This window comes from Micromonospora craterilacus (assembly GCF_003236315.1).
Lineage (GTDB): Bacteria > Actinomycetota > Actinomycetes > Mycobacteriales > Micromonosporaceae > Micromonospora > Micromonospora craterilacus.
The window spans coordinates 1-21,246 of sequence record NZ_POTY01000079.1 but is presented as its reverse complement, the minus strand read 5'-3'; the positions used below and the strand labels follow the sequence as shown (position 1 = coordinate 21,246).

The following is a 21,246-nucleotide window of genomic DNA, read 5'->3' as shown; positions in this document are numbered from 1 at the left end:
CTCGGGATGAAGACGAGACGATCCGTCTCGTCTTGGCGAAGAAGGAGGCGGTGAGGGTGACAAGCTCTCGCGTGTGGTTCATCACCGGGGCCACCCGTGGCCTGGGACGGGCGGTCACCGAGGCGGCGCTGGCCGCGGGGGACCGGGTCGTCGGCGCGGCGCGTGACATCAGTCCGCTGGCGGAACTCGCCGGCCGCTACCCGGACACCCTGGTCAGCCTGCCGCTGGACGTCGCCGACCGAGCCGCCGTCGGGGCGGCGGTGGACCGGGCAGCCGGGGCGTTCGGTCGGCTCGACATTGTCGTCAACAACGCCGGTGGCCTGCTGCTCGGCATGCTGGAGGAAGCCACCGAGGAGCAGATCCGGCAACACTTCGATGTCAACTTCTTCGGCGCCGTCTGGGTCACCCAGGCCGTCATCCCGTACCTGCGCGCGCAAGGCGCTGGCCACCTGCTCCAGGTCACCTCGATGGGCAGCGGAGGCGGAGTGGCCTCGGTCGGCCTGTACGCGGCAGGCAAAGCGGCGCTCGACGCGCTCAGCCAGTCCGTGGCGATGGAACTCGAACCCTTCGGCATCAAGGTCACCATCGTGCAGCCGGGCGGCTACGACACCGGCCTCTACACGAAGGGCACGACCGCGACCGAGCCCCAGCCGGCGTACGAACCGCTGCGGGCGAAGCTGGCCGAACTCTGGGGCGACGACGCCGGCCCGCCGCCCGACACCGCCGCCCCGGTCATCATGAAGCTGGTGGACCTACCCGACCCGCCGCTACGCCTCATCGTCGGCAGCAGCTCCTACGACATCGTCCAGCAGTTGGAGCAGAACAGAGTCGACGAATACCGGGCCTGGGAAGACCTGAGCCGCCAGGCACCCGGCTGAGCTTGCAGCCCCGCATGCTCCTGCACCGCCCGCCCGCCGCCAGCCGTTCCCGTGATGGCTGGCGGCGCGGGCCGGTGCGGTGCCGGCTCAGCGATAGTTGGTGAACTGGAGGGCGACGCCGAAGTCCTCGCCCTTGAGCAGCGTGATGACGGCCTGCAGGTCGTCCTTCTTCTTACCGGTGACCCGAAGCTGGTCGCCCTGGATCTGCGCCTGGACGCCCTTCGGGCCCTCGTCGCGGATCTTCTTGCTGATCGCCTTGGCCTTGTCCTGGTTGATGCCCTGGACCACCGTGGCGTCAATCTTGAAGACCTTGCCCGACGAGCGGGGGTCGCCCGCATCCAGCGACTTCAGCGAGATGTTGCGCTTGATCAGCTTCTCCTTGAAGACCTCCAGCGCGGCCCGCACGCGCTCCTCGGTCTCCGCCTGGAGGCTGATCGCCTCCTCGCCCGACCAGGAGATCTCCGCGCCGGTGCCCCGGAAGTCGAACCGCGTCGCGAGCTCCTTCTCCGCCTGGTGAAGGGCGTTGTCGACCTCCTGGCGGTCGACCTTGCTCACGATGTCGAACGACGGGTTCGCTGCCATGCTTCTGCTCCTGCTCCTGCTGTCCGGCTGGTTTGTGATCCTCTGCCCCCGATGACCAGGGGTACGACTCCCTGACGGTACCCGCTTGCGACGCCGGCGGGGGGAGCCGCTATCCTTGCTTCCGCCGCCGCACCACGGTGCGGTGGAACGCCCTGGCGGGTTGCCCGAGCGGCCAATGGGAGCGGACTGTAAATCCGTCGCGAAAGCTACAGAGGTTCGAATCCTCTACCCGCCACCAGGTGCGACAACGGCCCCTGACCAGCATTAATGCTGATCGGGGGCCGTTGTTGTTGAGCTAGCCGAGTCCGGCTCGCCGGTCACTCAGGGGCCCTGAACGGCCGAAATGCCGGTCGGGTCGCAGTGGTGACTGGCTGGGTCGGCGATGGATCCGGCAGGCGCCACGGCGCCGGTGCCGATTGCGGCCCGGCGGCTGTCGTCCGAACCCCGCACCCTGCCCCGGCCAGCGGTCGCGGAGCCCGATCGGCTTCTTCTCGGCCAAACGACTGTCGTTGATCTGTCGCGTCCAGACTGCCGCCTCCGCGTCGGCGGATCGCAAGTGGTCGCCCACCTGCTCATGCCGGGTCTTGTCGCCATCCCGCCGGGTATCGACCAAGTGTGATCGCGTCGTGTGGTGCGGGTACCATGCCAGTAAATGTCTGGAGGCGTTGACGGATGAGCGCCTTGCAGCGAGAGTGGTAAGGCGGCGTTTGTCCGGCGAGCCGGTTCGGGGGGTCTCCGTCTCGGTACGGGATCAATCGCGTGTCTTGTCGTTTGTTGGGTGCCGGTAGGTGCGAGGACCGTACGTGATCTGGCCGTACGATCGTCCGGCGATCCGGGCCGCGTGTGCGGGTGACGGGGATGCCCGTTCGCCCGCTTTTCTGGCTGCCTCGGGTGTGGCACCATCGGGGAACCCTCGCTACATGTCACCCCGAAGGTTGGAGTATGCCGATGTCTCGTCGAAGGAATGGGCGACTGTTCGCCGCGATCGCGGCGACTGCTGTGCTCGCTACCGCGGGCGCCGCTGCAGCCGGATTCGGCGACGTGCGGCTGAGTGGCGTCGAGTGGGGGCTTGGTGGCGTCGAGTGGGGTTTGACCTCCGACGCTGCGAACGGCGTCGAGTGGGGCGCGCCCGTTGCATACGAGGTTGTCGTTCCGGACGCGCGCTGACCTGTGCGCCGCCGCCCCGGCGCTACCGGTGAGGGGATTCTAGGTGCCGGTTAGAGGGGCTGTCCGCCGCCCGACCGCGAGTGCCTGGCTGATCACGGCTCCCCTCGCCGGGTTGGCCCTGGTAAGCGCTGTCCTGCTCGGCTTCTCCGCCGAGATCAACGGCAATGACCTGCTGCTGGCGGGCTTGCTGCTCGTCGTGATGATCGTCGCAGGCATCCCGACCCTGAGCTTCGTGGTCAGACGGCAGGCCGTCGTCGTCACCCTCACCGAGATACCTCTGGTCCTGGCGTACCACAGCCTGACACCGTTACTGGTCGTCACAATCGCGACCGTGGCGGCGATCGTCACACAGGCGTACCGGCGCTATCCGCCGCCGAAGCTGTGGTTCAACGTGGCCCAGGACGCTGCGGCCGTGTCTGTCGCGGGGCTTGTCGTCGCTGCGGCTCTGCCGTTCGACGGCATCGGTCCGGCGACCTGGGTGGTGCTCTTCGCTGCGATCGCGGCGAGGAGCTTGATCAGCCTGGCCGCGGTGGTCGGCGTCATCACGCTGTTGCAGGGCTGGCCGGGATCGCGGGAGACCATCGTTACGGCCGCTCAGGTCTTTCTCACTGCGGCGCTGAACCTCGCGGTCGGCCTGCTCATCTTGATCAGCCTGGCCACGACCACGTGGTCGATTCTGTTGCTGGCTGCCATTGCCGTTGCTGGCGTGCTGCTCTATCGGTCCTACTCGCGCTTCCTCCGGCAGCACCGCACCCTCGGCGACATGTACGAGCTGACCCGCGCGATGGCCAGTGCCGGCGCGGAGGGAAACCTGGCTGACATCCTGCTGGGCCGGATCCGCGCCCTGATGCAGGCCGAGTACGCCACCCTGTGGCTGCCGGCCCAGGGCCGCCATCCGGAGGTGCTGCTCACCGCCCGGCTGGACGCCCGCGGCCTGCTCGATGTGGCGCAGACACCCGTGGTGGTCCGTCAGCGCACTCTGGAGTCCGGCCAGACGCTGGCTGCCGGGCGGCTCCTCGGCGGTGACCCGGACCTGCGCCGTGAGTTGACCCGGCAGCAGGGCAAAGACGTCATCGCCGTTCCGTTGCGCTCCGGCCAGGTGGTCATCGGGACGGTCGAGGTGGTGAACCGGCTCAGCGACGTTGGGCACTTCGCCCCGGCCGACGTGCCGATCCTCGAGACGGTCGCGGCGCACGCCGCGGTGGCGCTGGAAAATTCCCGGCTGGTCGACCGACTGCGGTACGACGCGTACCACGACGGGCTCACCAAGCTGCCCAACCGCCGCCGGATTCTCGGCGCGCTGACCGAGGCGGTCCGGATCCGGGCCCCCGGCGAGGTGGTCGCGCTGCTGCTCTTCGACGTCGACCGGCTGCGTCAGGTCAACGAATCTCTCGGCCACGCCGCGGGGGACAAGGTGTTGGTGGAGGTGGCCGACCGGCTTCGTGGATGCGTGCCGTCGGCCGCGCTGGTCGGTCGGATCGGTGGCGACGAGTTCCTGGTGACGCTGCGACTGGAGAGCGTCGAGGCGGCGGTCGAACTCGCCGGCCAACTGCGGGAGCAGATCCGCGACGAGATGGTCTTCGACGCCCTCACGCTGGACGTGGACACCGCCGTCGGGGTCGTCGTACACCCGGATCACGGCAGCGACCCGGCAACCCTGCTACAGCGGGTGGACCTGGCGGCGTCGGCGGCGAAGTCGGTACCGGGCAGCGTGCAGCTGTACAGCCCGGCGTTGGAGTCCCGGTCGCTACGCCGGCTGGGGCTCGCCAGCGACCTGCGCACCGCCCTCGACAACGGCGAGCTGGAGATCTACTACCAGCCCAAGGTGACGCTGCGGGAGCGCCGGCTGGTCGGGGTGGAGTGCCTGGCCCGCTGGGAGCACCCGACGCACGGCACGGTCGCGCCGGAGGACTTCGTCGCGGTGGCCGAGCACACCGGCCAGCTCGGCCGGCTCACCGAGTTCGTGCTCCGGGAAGGGCTGCGGCACAGCCGGGACTGGGCGCACGGTGGCCAGTCGCTCGCCGTCGCGGTCAACCTCTCCGCGCGTACGCTCGCCGACCAGCACTTCCCGGAGCGGGTACGCGAGCTGTTGGACGAGTACGGCGTCCCGCCGCAGTTGCTGACGCTGGAGATCACCGAGGCCGGGGTGTTGGACGGCACCGAGCGGCCGATCCCGACCCTGCGCCGTCTGCGCGACCTCGGGGTACGCCTGTCCGTGGACGACTTCGGCACCGGCAGTTCCTCGCTGGCCCACCTGCGCCGGCTGCCGGTGCACGAGGTGAAGGTCGACCACTCCTTCGTGCAGGGCATGGCGACCGACCCGGGGGACCTGGCGATCGTCAACGCCGTGGTCACCCTCTCTCAGCAGTTCGGTCTGACCGTGGTGGCCGAGGGCGTCGAGAGCGAGCTGACCCTCGAACTGTTGCAGGACATCGGCTGCGAGATCGGCCAGGGGTTCCTGTTTAGCCGCCCGCTGCCGTACGAGCGGCTGGAAGCCTGGTTCGGCGCCCAGGTCGACCCCGAGTCGATCTCCGAAAGCGAGCTTCCGCGCCTGCGCGTGGTGCCCTGACCTGGGCGTACGTCGTCACCGGGGATCCGATTTCACCAGCCCGGCAGGGCCGTGTACTCTTACCTCTGCGCGGCCACCGAGTGATCGCGCAGGCCCCCTTAGCTCAGTCGGCAGAGCGTCTCCATGGTAAGGAGAAGGTCTACGGTTCGATTCCGTAAGGGGGCTCAGAGGGTCCGGCTGGGCCCACCGCGGCGGTGTAGCTCAGATGGCAGAGCAAGCGGCTCATAATCGCTGTGTCGCCGGTTCAAGTCCGGCCACCGCTACTCTCGTCTGCCGGGGTGATCCTGGTGGTCGATGGGACGGGCGCCACAGGCGCCCGCTTTGCATGTCCGCGCTGGCAGCGCGTAGGCTGTAGCGCCGTAGTTGTATCCGTTAGCGAGGAAGGCACTCCGCCGTGGCGAAGGCGACCGATGTCCGGCCGAAGATCACTTTGGCGTGTGTGGAGTGCAAGGAGCGCAACTACATCACGCGCAAGAACCGCCGTAACGACCCGGACCGCATCGAGCTGAAGAAGTTCTGCCCCCGGGACGGGCGGCACACCGTTCACCGCGAAACGCGCTGACTCCTGTCCGGGCCGTTCGGCCCGGCTGCGTACGTACGACGATCGCCGGTCCCTGTGGACGGCGCGTGGCCTCCGGGCCCGTGGCCGACCGCGCGGGATCGGCGATCGTGTTCTGCGTGTAGGTTCGCGGCATGCCCCTGGACCACTCCTTTGTCGGCCGGAGCTACCCGCCGACCGCCCCGTATCAGGTGGGCCGCGAGAAGATCCGTGAGTTCGCGACCGCGATCGGTGCGACCGATCCCGCCCACCACGATCCGGAGGCCGCCCGCGCGCTGGGCCACCCGGACGTGGTCGCGCCGCCGACCTTCCCCGTGGTGCTCACCATGGCCGCCAGCCGTCAGCTGATCGAGGACCCGGCCCTCGGGGTCGACTACAGCCGGGTCGTCCACGGCGATCAGCGGTTCGCGTACACCCGGCCGGTGGTGGCCGGCGACGAGCTGGTCTGCGTCAACACCGTCGAGGACATCACCAGCCGCGGCGGCCACGAGTTCCTGACCACCCGGACCGACGTCCGCACCACGGCCGGCGAGCCGGTGGTCGCGGTCTGGTCCAAGATCGTCGTACGCGGGGAGGCCTGACGTGGAGCTGCCCACCCAGACGTTCCGGGTGACCCGGGCGGACCTGGTCCGCTACGCCGGTGCCTCGGGCGACTTCAACCCGATCCACTGGAGCGACCGGATCGCCACGAAGGTCGGCCTGCCCGGCGTGATCGCCCACGGCATGTTCACCATGGCGCTGGTCGGCCGGGCCGTCACCGCCTGGGCCGGCGCGCCCGACGCGGTGGTCGAGTACGGCGTGCGGTTCACCCGCCCGGTGGTCGTACCCGACGACGAAGAGGGCACCGAGATCGTGGTGACCGCGGTGGTCCGCGAGGTGACTGAGGACGGCCTGACCAGGCTCGACGTGACCGCCACCTGCCTCGGTGAGAAGGTGCTCTCGCAGGCGCGGGCGACCGTGCGGACGGCGGCTTGATCGGCGCCGCGCGGCGCGAAGGGTAGACCGGTTGGGAAAGTCGGGTCGGTACCCGTACACTGGTCCGCCGTGGGGCAAGTGACCCCTGCATGGTCGTGTGGCCGGGCAGGGTGAGCGTTGCCGCACAGGGGTGTAGCTCAATTGGCAGAGCAGCGGTCTCCAAAACCGCAGGCTGCAGGTTCAAGTCCTGTCACCCCTGCGCCTCAGGCCTGACCGTTCCGTGGGTCGCGCCGCCTTTCGGTGGCGTCCGGCCCGTGGCGGTGGCATTGGCGGAAGGTTCCGAGGCATCGGGCCTTCCGGTTGATCCGCCGGCCGCGGCCCGTCCCGGGACGGTTGGGTCCGGCCGGCGTGACCAAACGCCGCGCACGCGAACCGCGTGCGACACCGACATCCCGCGACGGAGGGCGAAGTGGCCGACAACAAGCGGCGCGGCGAGGACGCCGACGACGACCGCCTGAACGATGAGGTCGTTAGTGACGGCGCCGACGACGACGCCACCGACGCGGAGGAGCCGGTTTCCCGAGGCGGCACCGCCACCCGGGAACGGGCCAAGGCGGAGACCGCCGGCAAGGTGGGGCTGTTCGGGCGTATCGCGCGTTTCTTCCGCGAGGTCGTGGCGGAACTGCGTAAGGTCATCTGGCCGACCCGCAAGGAGCTGCTGACCTACACGGCCGTAGTGATCGCGTTCGTCACGGTGATGCTGACGATCGTGGCCGTCCTCGACTTCGCCTTCGCCAAGGGCGTGCTGTGGGTCTTCGGCAACCCCAGCTGACCGGCTGACTGTGCCGATAGTGACGGAAGTGAGCGAGCGTGCCTGAGTACGACGAGACCGCCGAGACCTCGGACGAGCAGCAGTCCACGGTGGCGACGGCGGCTGGTGACGAGTCGGTCGAGGCCGTCAGCGAGCCGGAGTTCGCCATGGCGGAGCCCGCGCCCGACGAGGACTTCGACCCGGTCGCGGAGCTTCGGCAGAAGCTGCGCTACGCGCCGGGTGACTGGTACGTGGTGCACTCGTACGCCGGCTACGAGAACAAGGTCAAGACCAACCTCGAGACCCGGATCACGTCCCTCGACATGGAGGACTACATCTACCAGGTCGAGGTGCCGACCCGGGAAGAGGTCGAGGTCAAGAACGGCAAGCGTTCCCAGGTGCAGGCCAAGGTCTTCCCGGGCTACATCCTGGTCCGGATGGAGCTGACCGCGGAGTCGTACTCCTGCGTACGCAACACGCCGGGAGTCACCGGCTTCGTGGGTGCCACGGACCGGGCCGACCGCCCGGCGCCGCTGAGCCTCGATGAGGTGCTGAAGTGGCTGGCGCCGGCCGTCGAGACCGAGCAGAAGAAGGCCAAGCCCGAGGTCAAGGTCCTCGACTTCGAGGTCGGCGACTCGGTGACGGTCACCGACGGTGCCTTCGCCTCGCTGCCAGCCACGATCAGCGAGATCAACGCCGACCAGCAGAAGCTCAAGGTGTTGGTGTCGATCTTCGGCCGCGAGACGCCGGTGGAGCTGAACTTCAACCAGGTCGCCAAGATCTGACTCGTCGACCGCTGGCGGCGGCGGGAATCCGCCGCCGGCGGTCGCCACCGGGTGTCGGTTCGCCTGGCCGGCCAACCTCCGTGGGCGGGTGCAAGCCGGCCTGCGCTACCCTAGAACGTCGCCGCCGCCGTACCCGCGCTGACCGTGCGCGCCCCGACGGCGATGGCGGTGCGAACCTTTCCCAGTTCCAAGCCCCAGGAAGAGACATGCCTCCGAAGAAGAAGCTCGTCAAGACGTTCACGCTTCAGCTGCCGGCGGGCCAGGCCACTCCGGCGCCGCCGGTCGGCCCCGCGCTCGGTCAGCACGGCGTGAACATCATGGAGTTCTGCAAGTCGTACAACGCGCAGACCGAGTCCCAGCGGGGCGACATCGTCCCCGCCGAGATCAGCGTGTACGAGGACCGCTCCTTCACCTTCGTGCTGAAGACCCCGCCCGCCGCCCGGCTGCTGATCAAGGCCGCCGGTGTGCAGAAGGGCTCGGGCGTCCCGCACACGGAGAAGGTCGGCTCGGTGACCCGCGCCCAGCTGCGCGAGATCGCCGAGAAGAAGATGGCCGACCTCAACGCCAACGACGTTGAGCAGGCTGAGAAGATCATCGCCGGCACCGCCCGGTCGATGGGTCTGACCGTCACCGACTGACCTCGGCCAACAGCGACCCGTACTGATCGTGGGAGGGCGCGCGAGCATCGCGGCCCGCCAGAAACCACAGGAGTAGACAGAACATGCAGCGCAGCAAGAGCTACCGCAAGGCCGCCGAGGCCATCGACCGGTCTAAGTTCTACACCCCCGCCGAGGCCGTCAAGCTGGCCAAGGAGAGCACCACCGCCAAGTTCGACGCCACGGTCGAGGTCGCGATGCGCCTCGGCGTCGACCCCCGCAAGGCGGACCAGATGGTCCGCGGCACGGTCAACCTGCCGCACGGCACCGGTAAGACCGCCCGCGTGATCGTCTTCGCCGCCGGCGCGAAGGCCGAGGAGGCCGTCGCCGCCGGTGCGGACGAGGTGGGCACGGACGAGCTGGTCGCCCGCATCCAGGGCGGCTGGCTGGACTTCGACGCGGCGATCGCCACGCCGGACCAGATGGCCAAGATCGGCCGGATCGCGCGGATCCTGGGCCCGCGCGGTCTCATGCCGAACCCGAAGACCGGCACGGTGACCATGGACGTCACCAAGGCGGTCTCCGACATCAAGGGCGGAAAGATCACCTTCCGGGTGGACAAGCACTCGAACCTGCACCTGATCATCGGCAAGGCCTCGTTCTCGGAGGCCCAGCTGGTGGACAACTACGCGGCCGTCCTCGACGAGGTGCTGCGGGCCAAGCCGTCCGCGGCGAAGGGCAAGTACCTCAAGAAGGTCACCCTCACCACCACCATGGGCCCGGGCGTTCCGGTCGACCCGAACCTGGTGAAGAACCTTACGGAGGGCTCGGCCGAGAGCTGAGCACGATCCCGCGACGGGGCCCCGCCACATCGTGGCGGGGCCCCGTCCGTGTGTCGGGTGTGGCACGCTCGCCACATGTGGCTGGAGGACGTCTGGCTGCGCTACCACCGGCGTGGCCCGTGGGTGCTACGCGGCGCGACGGTGTGCGTGGGCCCCGGCGAGGCGGCGGTGGTGCTGGGGCGAAACGGCGTCGGCAAGTCGACGCTGCTCCAAATCGCTGCCGGGGTCCTGCGGCCGAGCCGGGGGCGGGTGACCGGCCGGCCGACCGTGGTGGGTTGGGTGCCGGAGCGTTTTCCCGCCGACCAGCCGTTCACCGTCGGTGGCTATCTCACCGCGGCGGGTCGGGTGGCCGGCTTGTCGCGCGCCGAGGCTGACCAGGCGGTGCGCCGTTGGGTCGACCGGCTCGGCCTCGGCCCGTTCCACGCGGTCCGGCTGCCCCAGCTGTCCAAGGGCACCGCCCAGAAGGTCGGTCTGGCCCAGGCCCTGCTGCGCCCGCCCGGCCTGCTCGTACTGGACGAGCCGTGGGAGGGGCTGGACGCCGGGGCCCGCGAGCTGGTTCCCGAGCTGGTGGGCGAGGTGCTGGCCGATGGTGGTTCGGTGCTGGTCAGCGATCATCGCGGCGAGACGGTCCGGCTGCCGGGTGCCCGGGAGTGGACGGTTGCCGACGGGTCCGTGCTCGAACGGGCACCGTCCGGCGACACGGCGGTCGCCGTGGTCGAGCTGGCCGTCCCGGCCGCGCGGGTGGCCGACGCCGTCGCCCGCCTGCGCGCCGACGGCCATCACATCCTCCGGGTACGCGGCCATTCCGACCCACCCACCGCCACCCGGCCCGGGGCGGGGCCAACGTCCGAGGTGGCCCGGTGACCGCGCTGATCCAGTTCCGGCTCGCCGGCTTCCTGCGTACCGGCCGGGCCATGGCGCCGGCCCTGGCCGGCCTGTTGACCCTCGCCGTCCTCTACGGCGGCGGCCGGGCCCAGCCGGCGGAGGCGTACGGCGTCTCGGCCGTGGTGCTCTTCCCGGTGCTGGCCTGGCAGACCAAAATCCTGCTGGACGTGGAGCCCGACGTGCAGCGCCGGCTGGCCCTGGTCGCGGTCGGTCCGGCGCGGGAACGGGCCGCCGGCCTGCTTGCCGCGGCGGCGGCCGGCCTCGGCCTGGTGGCGGTCGCGCTGGTGTTCCCGTGGCTGGTCGGTGGGGTGGTCGGCCCCACGCATCCCGGCGACCGGTCGATCCCGGTCGGGCTGGCGCTCGGGCTCTGGGCGCACCTGCTCGCCCTGCCCGGGGCGGTGGCGCTGGGTGCCCTGGCCAGCCGGGCGGTCACCCGCAGCGCCGGGTACGGCGTTGCCGTACTCGCGTTCGGCGCGGTTCTCGTGCTGGTGCTCGGCCGGACCGGCTCGGTGGTGCCGTGGCTGGCGCCGCCCGTGCTGCCCACCGCCCGCGCGCTGGCCGGCGCGCTCTCCGGCCCGGCCGCCCTGTCGCTGACCGGGTGGGCGCTGGCCTGGGCGGCGGTGGCGCTGGCCGGTTACGCCCGTGCCCGCCACCGGCGGGCCTGAGGGCGCCACGGCGAGGGTGAGCGGACGCACTCCGGGGCGATTTGGTGGTTACGGCGGGTGTCGCGTAGCCTTGGCCGCGAAGTTCCACCCAGAGACCGCTGGTCACCGTGCCTCGGCACGGTCGAAGGTCCCGCGATGACGGACGACCCGCGTAGGGCGGCAAGCGAAACTCGGCAGCATCCTGCGGTCCGCCGACTGCGGTGATCCGGCCGGCCTCGCCCCGTGCGCCCTGCGCCGGGGCTTTCTTGTTGCCGCGATGCCTCCGCTCCCGTCACAGGCGCTCGCCTGCGACGGTGACCAGCATCGAGTAACGAGAGAGGAGGGACATGGCGGACAAGCCGATCCGGGCCGACAAGGCCACGGCCGTCGCCGAGCTGACCGAGAGCTTCCGCGCCGCTGGTGCCACCGTGCTGACCGAGTACCGCGGTCTGACGGTTTCCCAGCTCACCCAGCTGCGGCGCTCGCTCGGCAAGGAGACCAGCTACACGGTCGCCAAGAACACGCTGGCCAAGCGTGCTGCGGCGGACGCGGGCATCTCCGGCCTCGACGAGCTGTTCACCGGTCCTACCGCGCTGACTTTCGTTTCGGGCGACGTCGTCGAGGCGGCGAAGGGGCTTCGCGACTTCGCGAAGGCCAACCCGAAGCTCGTCATCAAGGGCGGCGTCTTCGAGGGCAAGGCCATTTCCGCGGCCGAGGTCACGAAGCTCGCCGACCTGGAGTCCCGCGAGGTGCTGCTGGCCAAGCTGGCCGGCGCGATGAAGGGCAACCTGAGCAAGGCCGCGGCCCTGTTCCAGGCCCCGCTGTCGAAGACCGCCCGCCTGGCGGCCGCCCTGCAGGACAAGCGCGAGAAGGAGGGCGCCGAGGCGGCCTGAGGCCCCGAGGCGCACCCACGTTCTTAGGTAAACCATTCAGGAAAGGACGCCAGACATGGCGAAGCTCAGCACCGACGAGCTGCTCGACGCGTTCAAGGAGATGACGCTGATCGAGCTCTCCGAGTTCGTGAAGCAGTTCGAGGAGACCTTCGAGGTCACCGCCGCCGCTCCGGCCGCGATGATGATGGCGGGCCCGGCCGCCGGCGGTGCCGCCGCCGAGGCCGAGCCGGAGAAGGACGAGTTCGACGTCGTGCTCGACGCCGACGGTGGCAAGAAGATCCAGGTCATCAAGGTCGTGCGTGAGCTGACCGGCCTGGGCCTCAAGGAGGCCAAGGACCTGGTCGAGGCCGCGCCGAAGGCGGTCCTGGAGAAGGTCAACAAGGAGACCGCCGACAAGGCCAAGGCCAAGCTCGAGGGCGAGGGCGCCAAGGTCACCCTCAAGTGACCTGAGCACCACCTGGCCGTCCCGGCGTACGTGAGCCGGGGCACACCACGTCGCGGCGGGCGGCGATCCGACAGCGGATCGCCGTCCGCCGTGCTCGTGGCACCCTGGGCGAGTGGGCTTGAGCAGGGCGTCACCGGCCGGCGACCGGCCCGGTGCGGGCCTCGCGGCCTCGCCCGTCGGTGGGAAACAGCACCGGATGAGGCTGCCGGCCCTTGACGCGGCCCTGGGCTGCCAGGCACGCTGACATGAGCAAGACCTTCCGCGCTTGCGACGGCCACCGCACGGGTAGTGAAGCGGCAGCACCACTCGCCGCAGACACCCGAGCGGCCCGGCGGGAACGTTGCGTTCCGAGCGGCCCGGTGCGACCCGGTCAAGGGTCCCGAGGCTCGTTCCGCAACTTCCTGCGGGGTGGGCTGGACAGCGGTTAGCCTCTCGGCTACACTGCTAGTTTGCGCTGCCTTCCGACTTGACCCCTGCTCGGAAATGTCCGTTTGTGGATATTTTCTGGTGGGGTCATTGGAGTGCACGCGTACCAGCCGTTCTGCAGCACCGGTCCTCGGAAGGACGCATCTTGGCAGCTTCCCGCCCTGCGAAGACCAGTCGTACGTCGAGCGCATTCGCTCCCCGCCGAGTTTCCTTCGGTCGGATCACCGAACACCTCGAGGTCCCCAACCTCCTCGCCATTCAGAACGAGTCCTTCGACTGGCTCGTCGGCAACGAGGGTTGGCAGGGCCGGTCGGCGGACGACCCGCACGCACGCTCGGGTCTCGCGGAGATCCTCGACGAGATCAGTCCCATTGAGGACTTTTCCGGCACGATGTCGCTTTCCTTCTCCGCGCCGCGCTTCGACGAGGTCAAGGCCTCGATCGAGGAGTGCAAGGAGAAGGACCTCACCTACTGCGCGCCACTGTTCGTGACCGCGGAGTTCACCAACAACACCACTGGCGAGATCAAGAGCCAGACGGTGTTCATGGGTGACTTCCCGATGATGACGCCGAAGGGCACCTTCATCATCAACGGCACCGAGCGTGTGGTGGTCAGCCAGCTCGTCCGCTCGCCGGGCGTGTACTTCGACAAGCAGCCGGACAAGACCTCCGACCGCGACCTCTCCAGCGTCAAGGTGATCCCGAGCCGGGGTGCCTGGCTGGAGTTCGACATCGACAAGCGCGACACGGTCGGCGTCCGCATCGACCGCAAGCGCCGGCAGGCCGTCACGGTGCTGCTCAAGGCCGTCGGATGGTCGGCCGAGCGGATCCGTGAGAAGTTCGGCTGGTCCGAGCTGATGATGACCACGCTCGAGAAGGACCACATCGCCGGCCAGGACGAGGCGCTACTCGACATCTACCGGAAGTTGCGCCCTGGCGAGCCGCCGACCCGCGAGAACGCCCAGACCCTGCTCGACAACCTCTTCTTCAACCCGAAGCGGTACGACGTCGCCAAGGTCGGGCGGTACAAGTTCAACAAGAAGCTCGAAGTCGGTGTGCCGATCACCACGGGCACGCTGACCGAGGACGACATCGTCGCCACCGTGGAGTACCTCTGCCGGCTGCACGCCGGTGAGGAGGGCTACGAGGCCGACGACATCGACCACTTCGGCAACCGGCGGCTGCGTACCGTGGGCGAGCTGATCCAGAACCAGGTTCGGGTCGGCCTGTCCCGGATGGAGCGGGTCGTCCGCGAGCGGATGACCACCCAGGACGTCGAAGCGATCACGCCGCAGACCCTGATCAACATCCGCCCGGTGGTGGCCGCGATCCGGGAGTTCTTCGGCACCTCGCAGCTGTCCCAGTTCATGGACCAGACCAACCCGCTGGCGGGCCTGACCCACCGGCGCCGGCTGAGCGCGCTCGGCCCGGGTGGTCTGTCCCGGGAGCGGGCCGGCTTCGAGGTCCGCGACGTGCACCCGTCCCACTACGGCCGGATGTGCCCGATCGAGACGCCGGAAGGCCCGAACATCGGTCTGATCGGCGCGCTGTCCACCTTCGCCCGGGTCAACCCGTTCGGCTTCATCGAGACGCCGTACCGGAAGGTCGTCGACGGTCGGGTCACCGACCAGATCGACTACCTGACCGCGGACGAGGAGGACCGGTTCGTCAAGGCGCAGGCCAACGCGCCGTTGAAGGCCGACGGCTCGTTCGCCGAGGACCGCGTCCTGGTCCGCCGTAAGGGCGGCGAGACCGAGGACGTCACGCCGGCCGCCGTGGACTACATGGACGTGTCGCCGCGCCAGATGACCTCGGTCGCGACCGCGATGATTCCGTTCCTGGAGCACGACGACGCGAACCGGGCCCTGATGGGCGCGAACATGCAGCGTCAGGCGGTGCCGCTGGTCAAGGCCGAGTCGCCGCTGGTCGGCACCGGCATGGAGTACCGTGCCGCGGTCGACGCCGGTGACGTGGTGGTCGCCGAGGTCGGCGGCGTGGTCGAGGACCTCTGCGCCGACTACATCACCGTCCACCAGGACGACGGCCACCGCCGGACGTACCTGCTGCACAAGTTCCGTCGCTCCAACGCCGGCTCCTGCGTCAACCAGAAGCCGGTGGTCTTCGAGGGCGACCGGGTCGAGGCCGGCCAGGTCATCTCCGACGGTCCGTGCACCGACGACGGCGAGATGGCGCTCGGGCGCAACCTGCTCGTGGCGTTCATGTGCTGGGAGGGCCACAACTACGAGGACGCGATCATCCTGTCGCAGCGCCTCGTGCAGCAGGACGTGCTCACCTCGATCCACATCGAGGAGCACGAGGTCGACGCGCGGGACACCAAGCTCGGCCCGGAGGAGATCACCCGCGACATCCCGAACGTCAGCGAGGAGATGCTCGCCGACCTCGACGAGCGCGGCATCATCCGGATCGGTGCCGAGGTCGTGCCCGGCGACATCCTGGTCGGCAAGGTCACGCCGAAGGGCGAGACCGAGCTGACCCCGGAGGAGCGGCTGCTCCGCGCGATCTTCGGTGAGAAGGCGCGCGAGGTCCGGGACACCTCGCTGAAGGTGCCGCACGGCGAGACCGGCACGGTCATCGGCGTGCGTACCTTCTCCCGGGAGGACGGCGACGAGCTGCCGCCGGGGGTCAACGAGCTGGTCCGGGTCTACGTCGCCCAGAAGCGGAAGATCCAGGACGGTGACAAGCTCGCCGGCCGCCACGGCAACAAGGGTGTCATCTCCAAGATCCTGCCGGTCGAGGACATGCCGTTCCTGGAGGACGGCACCCCGGTCGACATCGTGCTCAACCCGCTGGGTGTGCCGAGCCGGATGAACATCGGCCAGGTGCTGGAGACCCACCTGGGCTGGGTGGCTAAGACGGGGTGGAAGGTCGAGGGCGACGACGCCGACTGGAAGCGTCAGCTCCAGAGCATCGGTGCGGACACCTCCGAGCCGGACACCAACGTGGCCACTCCGGTCTTCGACGGTGCCCGCGAGGAGGAGATCTCCGGTCTGCTCGCGTCGACCCTGCCCAACCGGGACGGCAAGCAGCTGATCGGTGCCAGTGGCAAGGCGCAGCTGTTCGACGGTCGCTCCGGCGAGCCGCTGCCCGACCCGATCGCCGTCGGCTACATCTACATCCTGAAGCTCAACCACCTGGTCGACGACAAGATCCACGCCCGGTCGACCGGTCCGTACTCGATGATCACTCAGCAGCCGCTGGGTGGTAAGGCGCAGTTCGGTGGTCAGCGCTTCGGTGAAATGGAGTGCTGGGCGATGCAGGCCTACGGTGCCGCGTACGCCCTGCAGGAGCTGCTGACGATCAAGTCCGACGACGTTCTCGGCCGGGTGAAGGTCTACGAGGCCATCGTCAAGGGCGAGAACATCCCGGAGCCGGGCATCCCGGAGTCGTTCAAGGTGCTGCTCAAGGAGCTGCAGTCGCTGTGCCTCAACGTCGAGGTGCTGTCCAGCGACGGTGTGGCCCTGGAGATGCGCGAGACCGACGACGAGGTGTTCCGGGCCGCGGAGGAGCTGGGTATCGATCTGTCCCGGCGCGAGCCGAGCTCGGTCGAGGAAGTGTGACGTTGAGGTTCCGGGGCGGGGCTTTCCCCAGGCGGGTCGCCCCGTCCCGGAGCCAGACTCGGTCAGCTGCTAGCGCAACAAGCGACGTGTGAGGGAATTGAACGTGCTCGACGTCAACTTTTTCGACGAGTTGCGAATTGGGCTGGCGACCGCCGACGACATCCGTCAGTGGTCGCACGGCGAGGTCAAGAAGCCCGAGACGATCAACTACCGCACCCTCAAGCCAGAGAAGGACGGGCTCTTCTGCGAGAAGATCTTCGGTCCGCAGCGGGACTGGGAGTGCTACTGCGGTAAGTACAAGCGGGTCCGGTTCAAGGGCATCATCTGCGAGCGCTGCGGCGTCGAGGTGACCCGCTCGAAGGTCCGCCGTGAGCGGATGGGCCACATCGAGCTCGCCGCCCCGGTGACCCACATCTGGTACTTCAAGGGCGTGCCGAGCCGGCTGGGTTACCTGCTGGACCTCGCCCCGAAGGACCTCGAAAAGATCATCTACTTCGCCTCGTACGTCGTGACGAGCGTTGACGCCGAAGCGCGTCACCGTGACCTCTCGACGATCGAGAACGAACTCCTGGCCGAGAAGCGGCAGTCGGAGAACAGCCGCGACTCGGAGATCGAGAAGCGGGCCGCCAAGCTGGAGGCCGACCTGGCCGAGCTGGAGGCCGAGGGCGCGAAGGCGGACGTCCGGCGCAAGGTCAAGGAGGGCGGAGAGCGCGAGATGCGCCAGATCCGCGACCGGGCCCAGCGCGAGATCGACCGTCTGGACGAGGTGCTCGACACCTTCCGCAAGCTGGACTCGAAGCAGCTGGTCACCGACGAGCTGCTCTACCGCGAGCTGCGGGACCGGTTCGGCGAGTACTTCACCGGTGGCATGGGCGCCGAGGCGATCAAGGCCCTGGTGCAGAACATGGACCTCGACGCCGAATCGGAGAGCCTGCGGGAGACCATCCGTACCGGTAAGGGCCAGCGGAAGATCCGGGCGCTCAAGCGACTCAAGGTCGTGGCGGCGTTCCAGAACACCCGTAACTCGCCGCTCGGCATGGTGCTGGACTGCGTGCCGGTCATCCCGCCGGACCTGCGTCCGATGGTGCAGCTGGACGGTGGCCGCTTCGCGACCAGCGACCTGAACGACCTGTACCGCCGGGTGATCAACCGGAACAACCGGCTTAAGCGGCTGATCGACCTCGGCGCGCCCGAGATCATCGTCAACAACGAGAAGCGGATGCTGCAGGAGGCCGTCGACGCGCTGTTCGACAACGGCCGCCGCGGCCGGCCGGTCACCGGCCCGGGTAACCGTCCGCTGAAGTCGCTGTCCGACATGCTCAAGGGCAAGCAGGGCCGGTTCCGCCAGAACCTGCTGGGCAAGCGCGTCGACTACTCCGGCCGTTCGGTCATCGTGGTCGGCCCCAAGCTCAAGCTGCACCAGTGCGGCCTGCCCAAGCAGATGGCGCTGGAGCTGTTCAAGCCGTTCGTGATGAAGCGGCTGGTCGACCTCAACCACGCGCAGAACATCAAGTCCGCCAAGCGGATGGTCGAGCGGCAGCGGCCGGTCGTGTGGGACGTGCTGGAGGAGGTCATCGGCGAGCACCCGGTGCTGCTCAACCGGGCGCCGACCCTGCACCGGCTCGGTATCCAGGCCTTCGAGCCGCAGCTGGTCGAGGGCAAGGCCATCCAGATCCACCCGCTGGTCTGCACCGCGTTCAACGCCGACTTCGACGGTGACCAGATGGCGGTGCACGTGCCGCTGTCCGCCGAGGCCCAGGCCGAGGCGCGGATCCTGATGCTGTCGTCGAACAACATCCTCAAGCCGGCCGACGGCAAGCCGGTCACCATGCCCACCCAGGACATGGTCATCGGGCTCTACCACCTCACCCACCTCACCCCCGGTGAGCGCGGGGAGGGTCGCGCGTTCAGCTCGGACGCCGAGACGCGGATGGCGTACGACAACGGCGAGCTGCACCTGCAGGCGCCGGTCAAGATCCGACTGCGCGACGTCGTCGCGGTCGACAACGGCGTCGGCGCGCAGCCGTGGACCGCGCCCGAGGGCTGGGTTCCGGGCGAGCCGCTGACCGTGGAGACCACCCTCGGCCGGGTGCTGTTCAACGAGACCCTGCCGCAGGGCTACCGGTTCGTGAACTACGAGATCCGTAAGGGCCAGCTCTCCGCGATCGTCAACGACCTCGCCGAGCGGTTCCCGAAGGTGGCCCTCGCGGCCACCCTCGACGGGCTCAAGGAGGCCGGTTTCCACTGGGCCACCTGGTCCGGCGTGACCATCGGTATGGAGGACGTCATCGCTCCGCCGCGCAAGCGGGAGATCCTGGAGCGGTACGAGAAGGAAGCCGACCGGATCGACAAGCAGTACCAGCGTGGTCTGATGACCGCCGAGGAGCGTCGCGGCGAACTCATCGAGATCTGGACCAAGGCGACCAACGAGGTCGCCAAGGAGATGGACACCGCGCTGCCGCAGGAGAACCCGCTGTGGAAGATGATCAACTCGGGTGCTCGCGGTAACCTGCTCCAGCTCCGGCAGATCGCGGCGATCCGTGGTCTGGTGGCCAACCCGAAGGGCGAGATCATCCCGCGGCCGATCAAGGCCAGCTACCGGGAGGGCCTGTCCGTGCTGGAGTACTTCATCTCCACGCACGGTGCCCGTAAGGGTCTCGCGGACACCGCCCTGCGTACCGCCGACTCGGGTTACCTGACCCGACGTCTGGTGGACGTCTCGCAGGACGTCATCATCCGCGAGGAGGACTGCGGCACCGACCGGGCCATCCCGATGCAGGTGGGCCAGCAGCTCGACGGCAAGCTCGTGGTGCACGAGCACGCCGAGACGAGCGTGCACGCCCGTACCCTCGCCGACGACATCAAGGGGCCGGACGGCACCGTGGTCGCCGAGCGGGGCGCGGACATCAACTCGATCCTGGTCGACAAGATCGTCGAGGCCGGGGTCGAGACCGTCCGGGTGCGCAGCGTGCTCACCTGCGAGTCGAAGCTGGGCGTCTGCGGGGCGTGCTACGGCCGCTCGCTGCCGACCGGCAAGATCGTGGACGTCGGCGAGGCGGTCGGCATCATCGCCGCCCAGTCGATCGGTGAGCCGGGTACGCAGCTGACGATGCGTACCTTCCACACCGGTGGTGTCGCGGGTGAGGACATCACCCAGGGTCTGCCGCGTGTCCAGGAGATCTTCGAGGCCCGGATCCCGAAGGGCAAGGCGCCGATCGCCGACACCCCCGGCCGGATCCGGATCGAGGACGGCGAGCGGTCGCGCAAGATCGTCGTGATCCCGGACGACGGCAGCGAGGAGATCGTCTACGACAAGATCTCCAAGCGGGTCCGGCTGCGGGCGCACGACGGCGACCACGTCGAGGTCGGCGAGAAGCTCACCGAGGGCACTATCGACCCGCACGAGCTGCTGCGCATCCTCGGCCCGCGTTCGGTCCAGGTCCACCTGACCCAGGAGGTCCAGGAGGTCTACCGGTCCCAGGGCGTGCTCATCCACGACAAGCACATCGAGATCATCATCCGCCAGATGCTCAAGCGGGTGACGGTCATCGACTCCGGCTCGACCGAGTTCCTGCCGGGTGTGCTGGTCGACCGGGCGCTGTTCGAGTCGGAGAACCGCCGGCTCGTCGGCGAGGGCGGCGAGCCTGCGGCGGGTCGTCCGGTGCTGATGGGTATCACCAAGGCCTCGCTGGCCACCGACTCCTGGCTCTCGGCGGCCTCCTTCCAGGAGACCACCCGGGTGCTGACCGACGCCGCGATCAACTCGCGCAGCGACTCGCTGGTCGGGCTCAAGGAGAACGTGATCATCGGTAAGCTCATCCCGGCCGGTACCGGCATCAGCAAGTACCGCAACGTCCGGGTCGAGCCGACCGAGGAGGCGAAGGCCAAGGTCTACTCGATGACCGGCTACCCGGAGACCGACTACGGTTTCGGGCCGGCCAGTGGCCAGGCGGTTCCGCTGGACGACTTCGATTTCGGGTCGTACCGCTAGACCGCGCGGTGACATGGGAGGCCCCCGGCAGTTTGCCGGGGGCCTCCTCGCGTCTGCGGAACGGGCCGCAGTGGCCGGTCGGGGGAGCCGACTGCCGGGCCCGGTCAGGCGGGCCCTTGCCCACGGGTACGGCACGTGCCCGCCCCGGCCGGGGCATCATGTGGCTATGACGATCGCACCCGGATCGGCGCCCACCGCGCCGGCGCCGCGTCACCCGCTCGACCCGGATCCGGTCCGGGCGACCAAGGCCAGGGCGGTCTTCGCGCTGGGGCTGATGGCCGCGTTGACCGGCCTGCTGATCGGTGGGGTGGTGCCGGCCACGGTGGCCCTGCAACTGGCCCGGCAGGCGCGCCGGGAGGCGTACGCCTCGGGGGGTTTCCTGACCGGCGCGGCCTGGCTGCGTCGCGGCGAGCGGCTGGCCTGGACGGGTCTGGTGCTGGTCGCGGTCAGCCTGGTGGCGCTCCTGGTGATCGGTGTGGTCCGGCTGGCCGAGGCGCCGTACGGGCAGGACTTCGCACCACACGTCGACTGACCCCGTGCGGGGGCCGCCCCTCGCGCCGGGCGTCGAGGGGCTGACGGGCGACGGTAGCCTGACCGTTGTCCGTCGCACGACGGTGGACGCGGCCGATGAGGAGGATCCTGTGACGGAACCGGCTCGCCCCGAGGGCGGCGAGGCTGCTC

The 21,246-nt window shown here is 69.2% G+C and carries 17 protein-coding genes and 4 tRNA genes; 20 read left to right on the top strand and 1 reads right to left on the bottom strand.

Going from position 1 to position 21,246, the window contains the following annotated elements; all coding sequences use genetic code 11:
* Positions 1-56 precede the first annotated feature (56 nt).
* On the top strand, positions 57-878 hold the full coding sequence (locus tag C1I95_RS14590) for an SDR family NAD(P)-dependent oxidoreductase (RefSeq protein ID WP_111214368.1): 822 nt from the start codon (positions 57-59) through the stop codon (positions 876-878).
* 87 nt (positions 879-965) lie between these two features.
* Here the strand turns inward: C1I95_RS14590 and C1I95_RS14585 are convergent, their stop codons facing one another.
* The gene (locus C1I95_RS14585) at positions 966-1,460 is read right to left on the bottom strand and encodes a YajQ family cyclic di-GMP-binding protein (RefSeq protein WP_111214367.1); all 495 of its coding nucleotides are present in this window, start codon (positions 1,458-1,460) and stop codon (positions 966-968) included.
* 154 nt (positions 1,461-1,614) lie between these two features.
* On the opposite strand from C1I95_RS14585, the gene C1I95_RS14580 reads away from it, so the two are divergent.
* From C1I95_RS14580 to C1I95_RS14490, 19 genes are all read left to right on the top strand, one after another.
* Positions 1,615-1,698: transfer RNA gene (locus C1I95_RS14580), tRNA-Tyr, on the top strand.
* 972 nt (positions 1,699-2,670) lie between these two features.
* Positions 2,671-5,196, top strand: a complete 2,526-nt coding sequence (locus C1I95_RS14575) for a putative bifunctional diguanylate cyclase/phosphodiesterase (RefSeq protein WP_111214366.1) — start codon at positions 2,671-2,673, stop codon at positions 5,194-5,196.
* Positions 5,197-5,288: 92 nt separating this feature from the next.
* A tRNA-Thr gene (locus C1I95_RS14570) sits at positions 5,289-5,361 on the top strand.
* 25 nt (positions 5,362-5,386) lie between these two features.
* Positions 5,387-5,459: transfer RNA gene (locus tag C1I95_RS14565), tRNA-Met, on the top strand.
* A 131-nt stretch (positions 5,460-5,590) separates the two neighbouring features.
* A complete protein-coding gene (gene rpmG / locus C1I95_RS14560; RefSeq protein WP_007073056.1) occupies positions 5,591-5,758 on the top strand; it encodes a 50S ribosomal protein L33 in 168 nt (55 codons plus the stop codon).
* 131 nt (positions 5,759-5,889) lie between these two features.
* Complete coding sequence (locus C1I95_RS14555; protein ID WP_111214365.1) at positions 5,890-6,336, top strand: MaoC family dehydratase N-terminal domain-containing protein; 447 nt, start codon at positions 5,890-5,892, stop codon at positions 6,334-6,336.
* Position 6,337: 1 nt separating this feature from the next.
* Entirely contained in the window at positions 6,338-6,730 is a 393-nt protein-coding gene (locus C1I95_RS14550; RefSeq protein WP_111214364.1) for a MaoC family dehydratase, read from the top strand.
* A gap of 126 nt (positions 6,731-6,856) precedes the next feature.
* Positions 6,857-6,929: transfer RNA gene (locus C1I95_RS14545), tRNA-Trp, on the top strand.
* A gap of 210 nt (positions 6,930-7,139) precedes the next feature.
* Complete coding sequence (gene secE, locus C1I95_RS14540; protein ID WP_111214363.1) at positions 7,140-7,502, top strand: preprotein translocase subunit SecE; 363 nt, start codon at positions 7,140-7,142, stop codon at positions 7,500-7,502.
* A 38-nt stretch (positions 7,503-7,540) separates the two neighbouring features.
* Positions 7,541-8,266 carry a transcription termination/antitermination protein NusG gene (gene nusG / locus C1I95_RS14535; RefSeq protein WP_111214362.1) on the top strand — a complete coding sequence of 242 codons (726 nt, stop codon included), beginning with the start codon at positions 7,541-7,543 and terminating at the stop codon, positions 8,264-8,266.
* Between the two features lie 206 nt (positions 8,267-8,472).
* On the top strand, positions 8,473-8,904 hold the full coding sequence (rplK, locus tag C1I95_RS14530; protein ID WP_111214361.1) for a 50S ribosomal protein L11: 432 nt from the start codon (positions 8,473-8,475) through the stop codon (positions 8,902-8,904).
* A gap of 83 nt (positions 8,905-8,987) precedes the next feature.
* Positions 8,988-9,704, top strand: a complete 717-nt coding sequence (rplA, locus tag C1I95_RS14525; protein WP_111214360.1) for a 50S ribosomal protein L1 — start codon at positions 8,988-8,990, stop codon at positions 9,702-9,704.
* A gap of 75 nt (positions 9,705-9,779) precedes the next feature.
* Entirely contained in the window at positions 9,780-10,568 is a 789-nt protein-coding gene (locus C1I95_RS14520; protein ID WP_111214359.1) for an ABC transporter ATP-binding protein, read from the top strand.
* Entirely contained in the window at positions 10,565-11,254 is a 690-nt protein-coding gene (locus C1I95_RS14515) for a hypothetical protein (RefSeq protein ID WP_111214358.1), read from the top strand. The genes C1I95_RS14520 and C1I95_RS14515 overlap by 4 nt, the downstream gene beginning before the upstream one ends.
* 326 nt (positions 11,255-11,580) lie before the next feature.
* A complete protein-coding gene (rplJ, locus tag C1I95_RS14510; protein WP_111214357.1) occupies positions 11,581-12,126 on the top strand; it encodes a 50S ribosomal protein L10 in 546 nt (181 codons plus the stop codon).
* Between the two features lie 55 nt (positions 12,127-12,181).
* Complete coding sequence (rplL, locus tag C1I95_RS14505; protein WP_111214356.1) at positions 12,182-12,571, top strand: 50S ribosomal protein L7/L12; 390 nt, start codon at positions 12,182-12,184, stop codon at positions 12,569-12,571.
* A gap of 571 nt (positions 12,572-13,142) precedes the next feature.
* Positions 13,143-16,574, top strand: coding sequence for a DNA-directed RNA polymerase subunit beta (gene rpoB, locus C1I95_RS14500; RefSeq protein ID WP_111214355.1), 3,432 nt, complete (start codon positions 13,143-13,145; stop codon positions 16,572-16,574).
* Between the two features lie 103 nt (positions 16,575-16,677).
* Complete coding sequence (locus C1I95_RS14495) at positions 16,678-20,565, top strand: DNA-directed RNA polymerase subunit beta' (RefSeq protein WP_111214354.1); 3,888 nt, start codon at positions 16,678-16,680, stop codon at positions 20,563-20,565.
* A gap of 166 nt (positions 20,566-20,731) precedes the next feature.
* On the top strand, positions 20,732-21,097 hold the full coding sequence (locus tag C1I95_RS14490; RefSeq protein WP_111214353.1) for a hypothetical protein: 366 nt from the start codon (positions 20,732-20,734) through the stop codon (positions 21,095-21,097).
* Positions 21,098-21,246 lie beyond the last annotated feature (149 nt).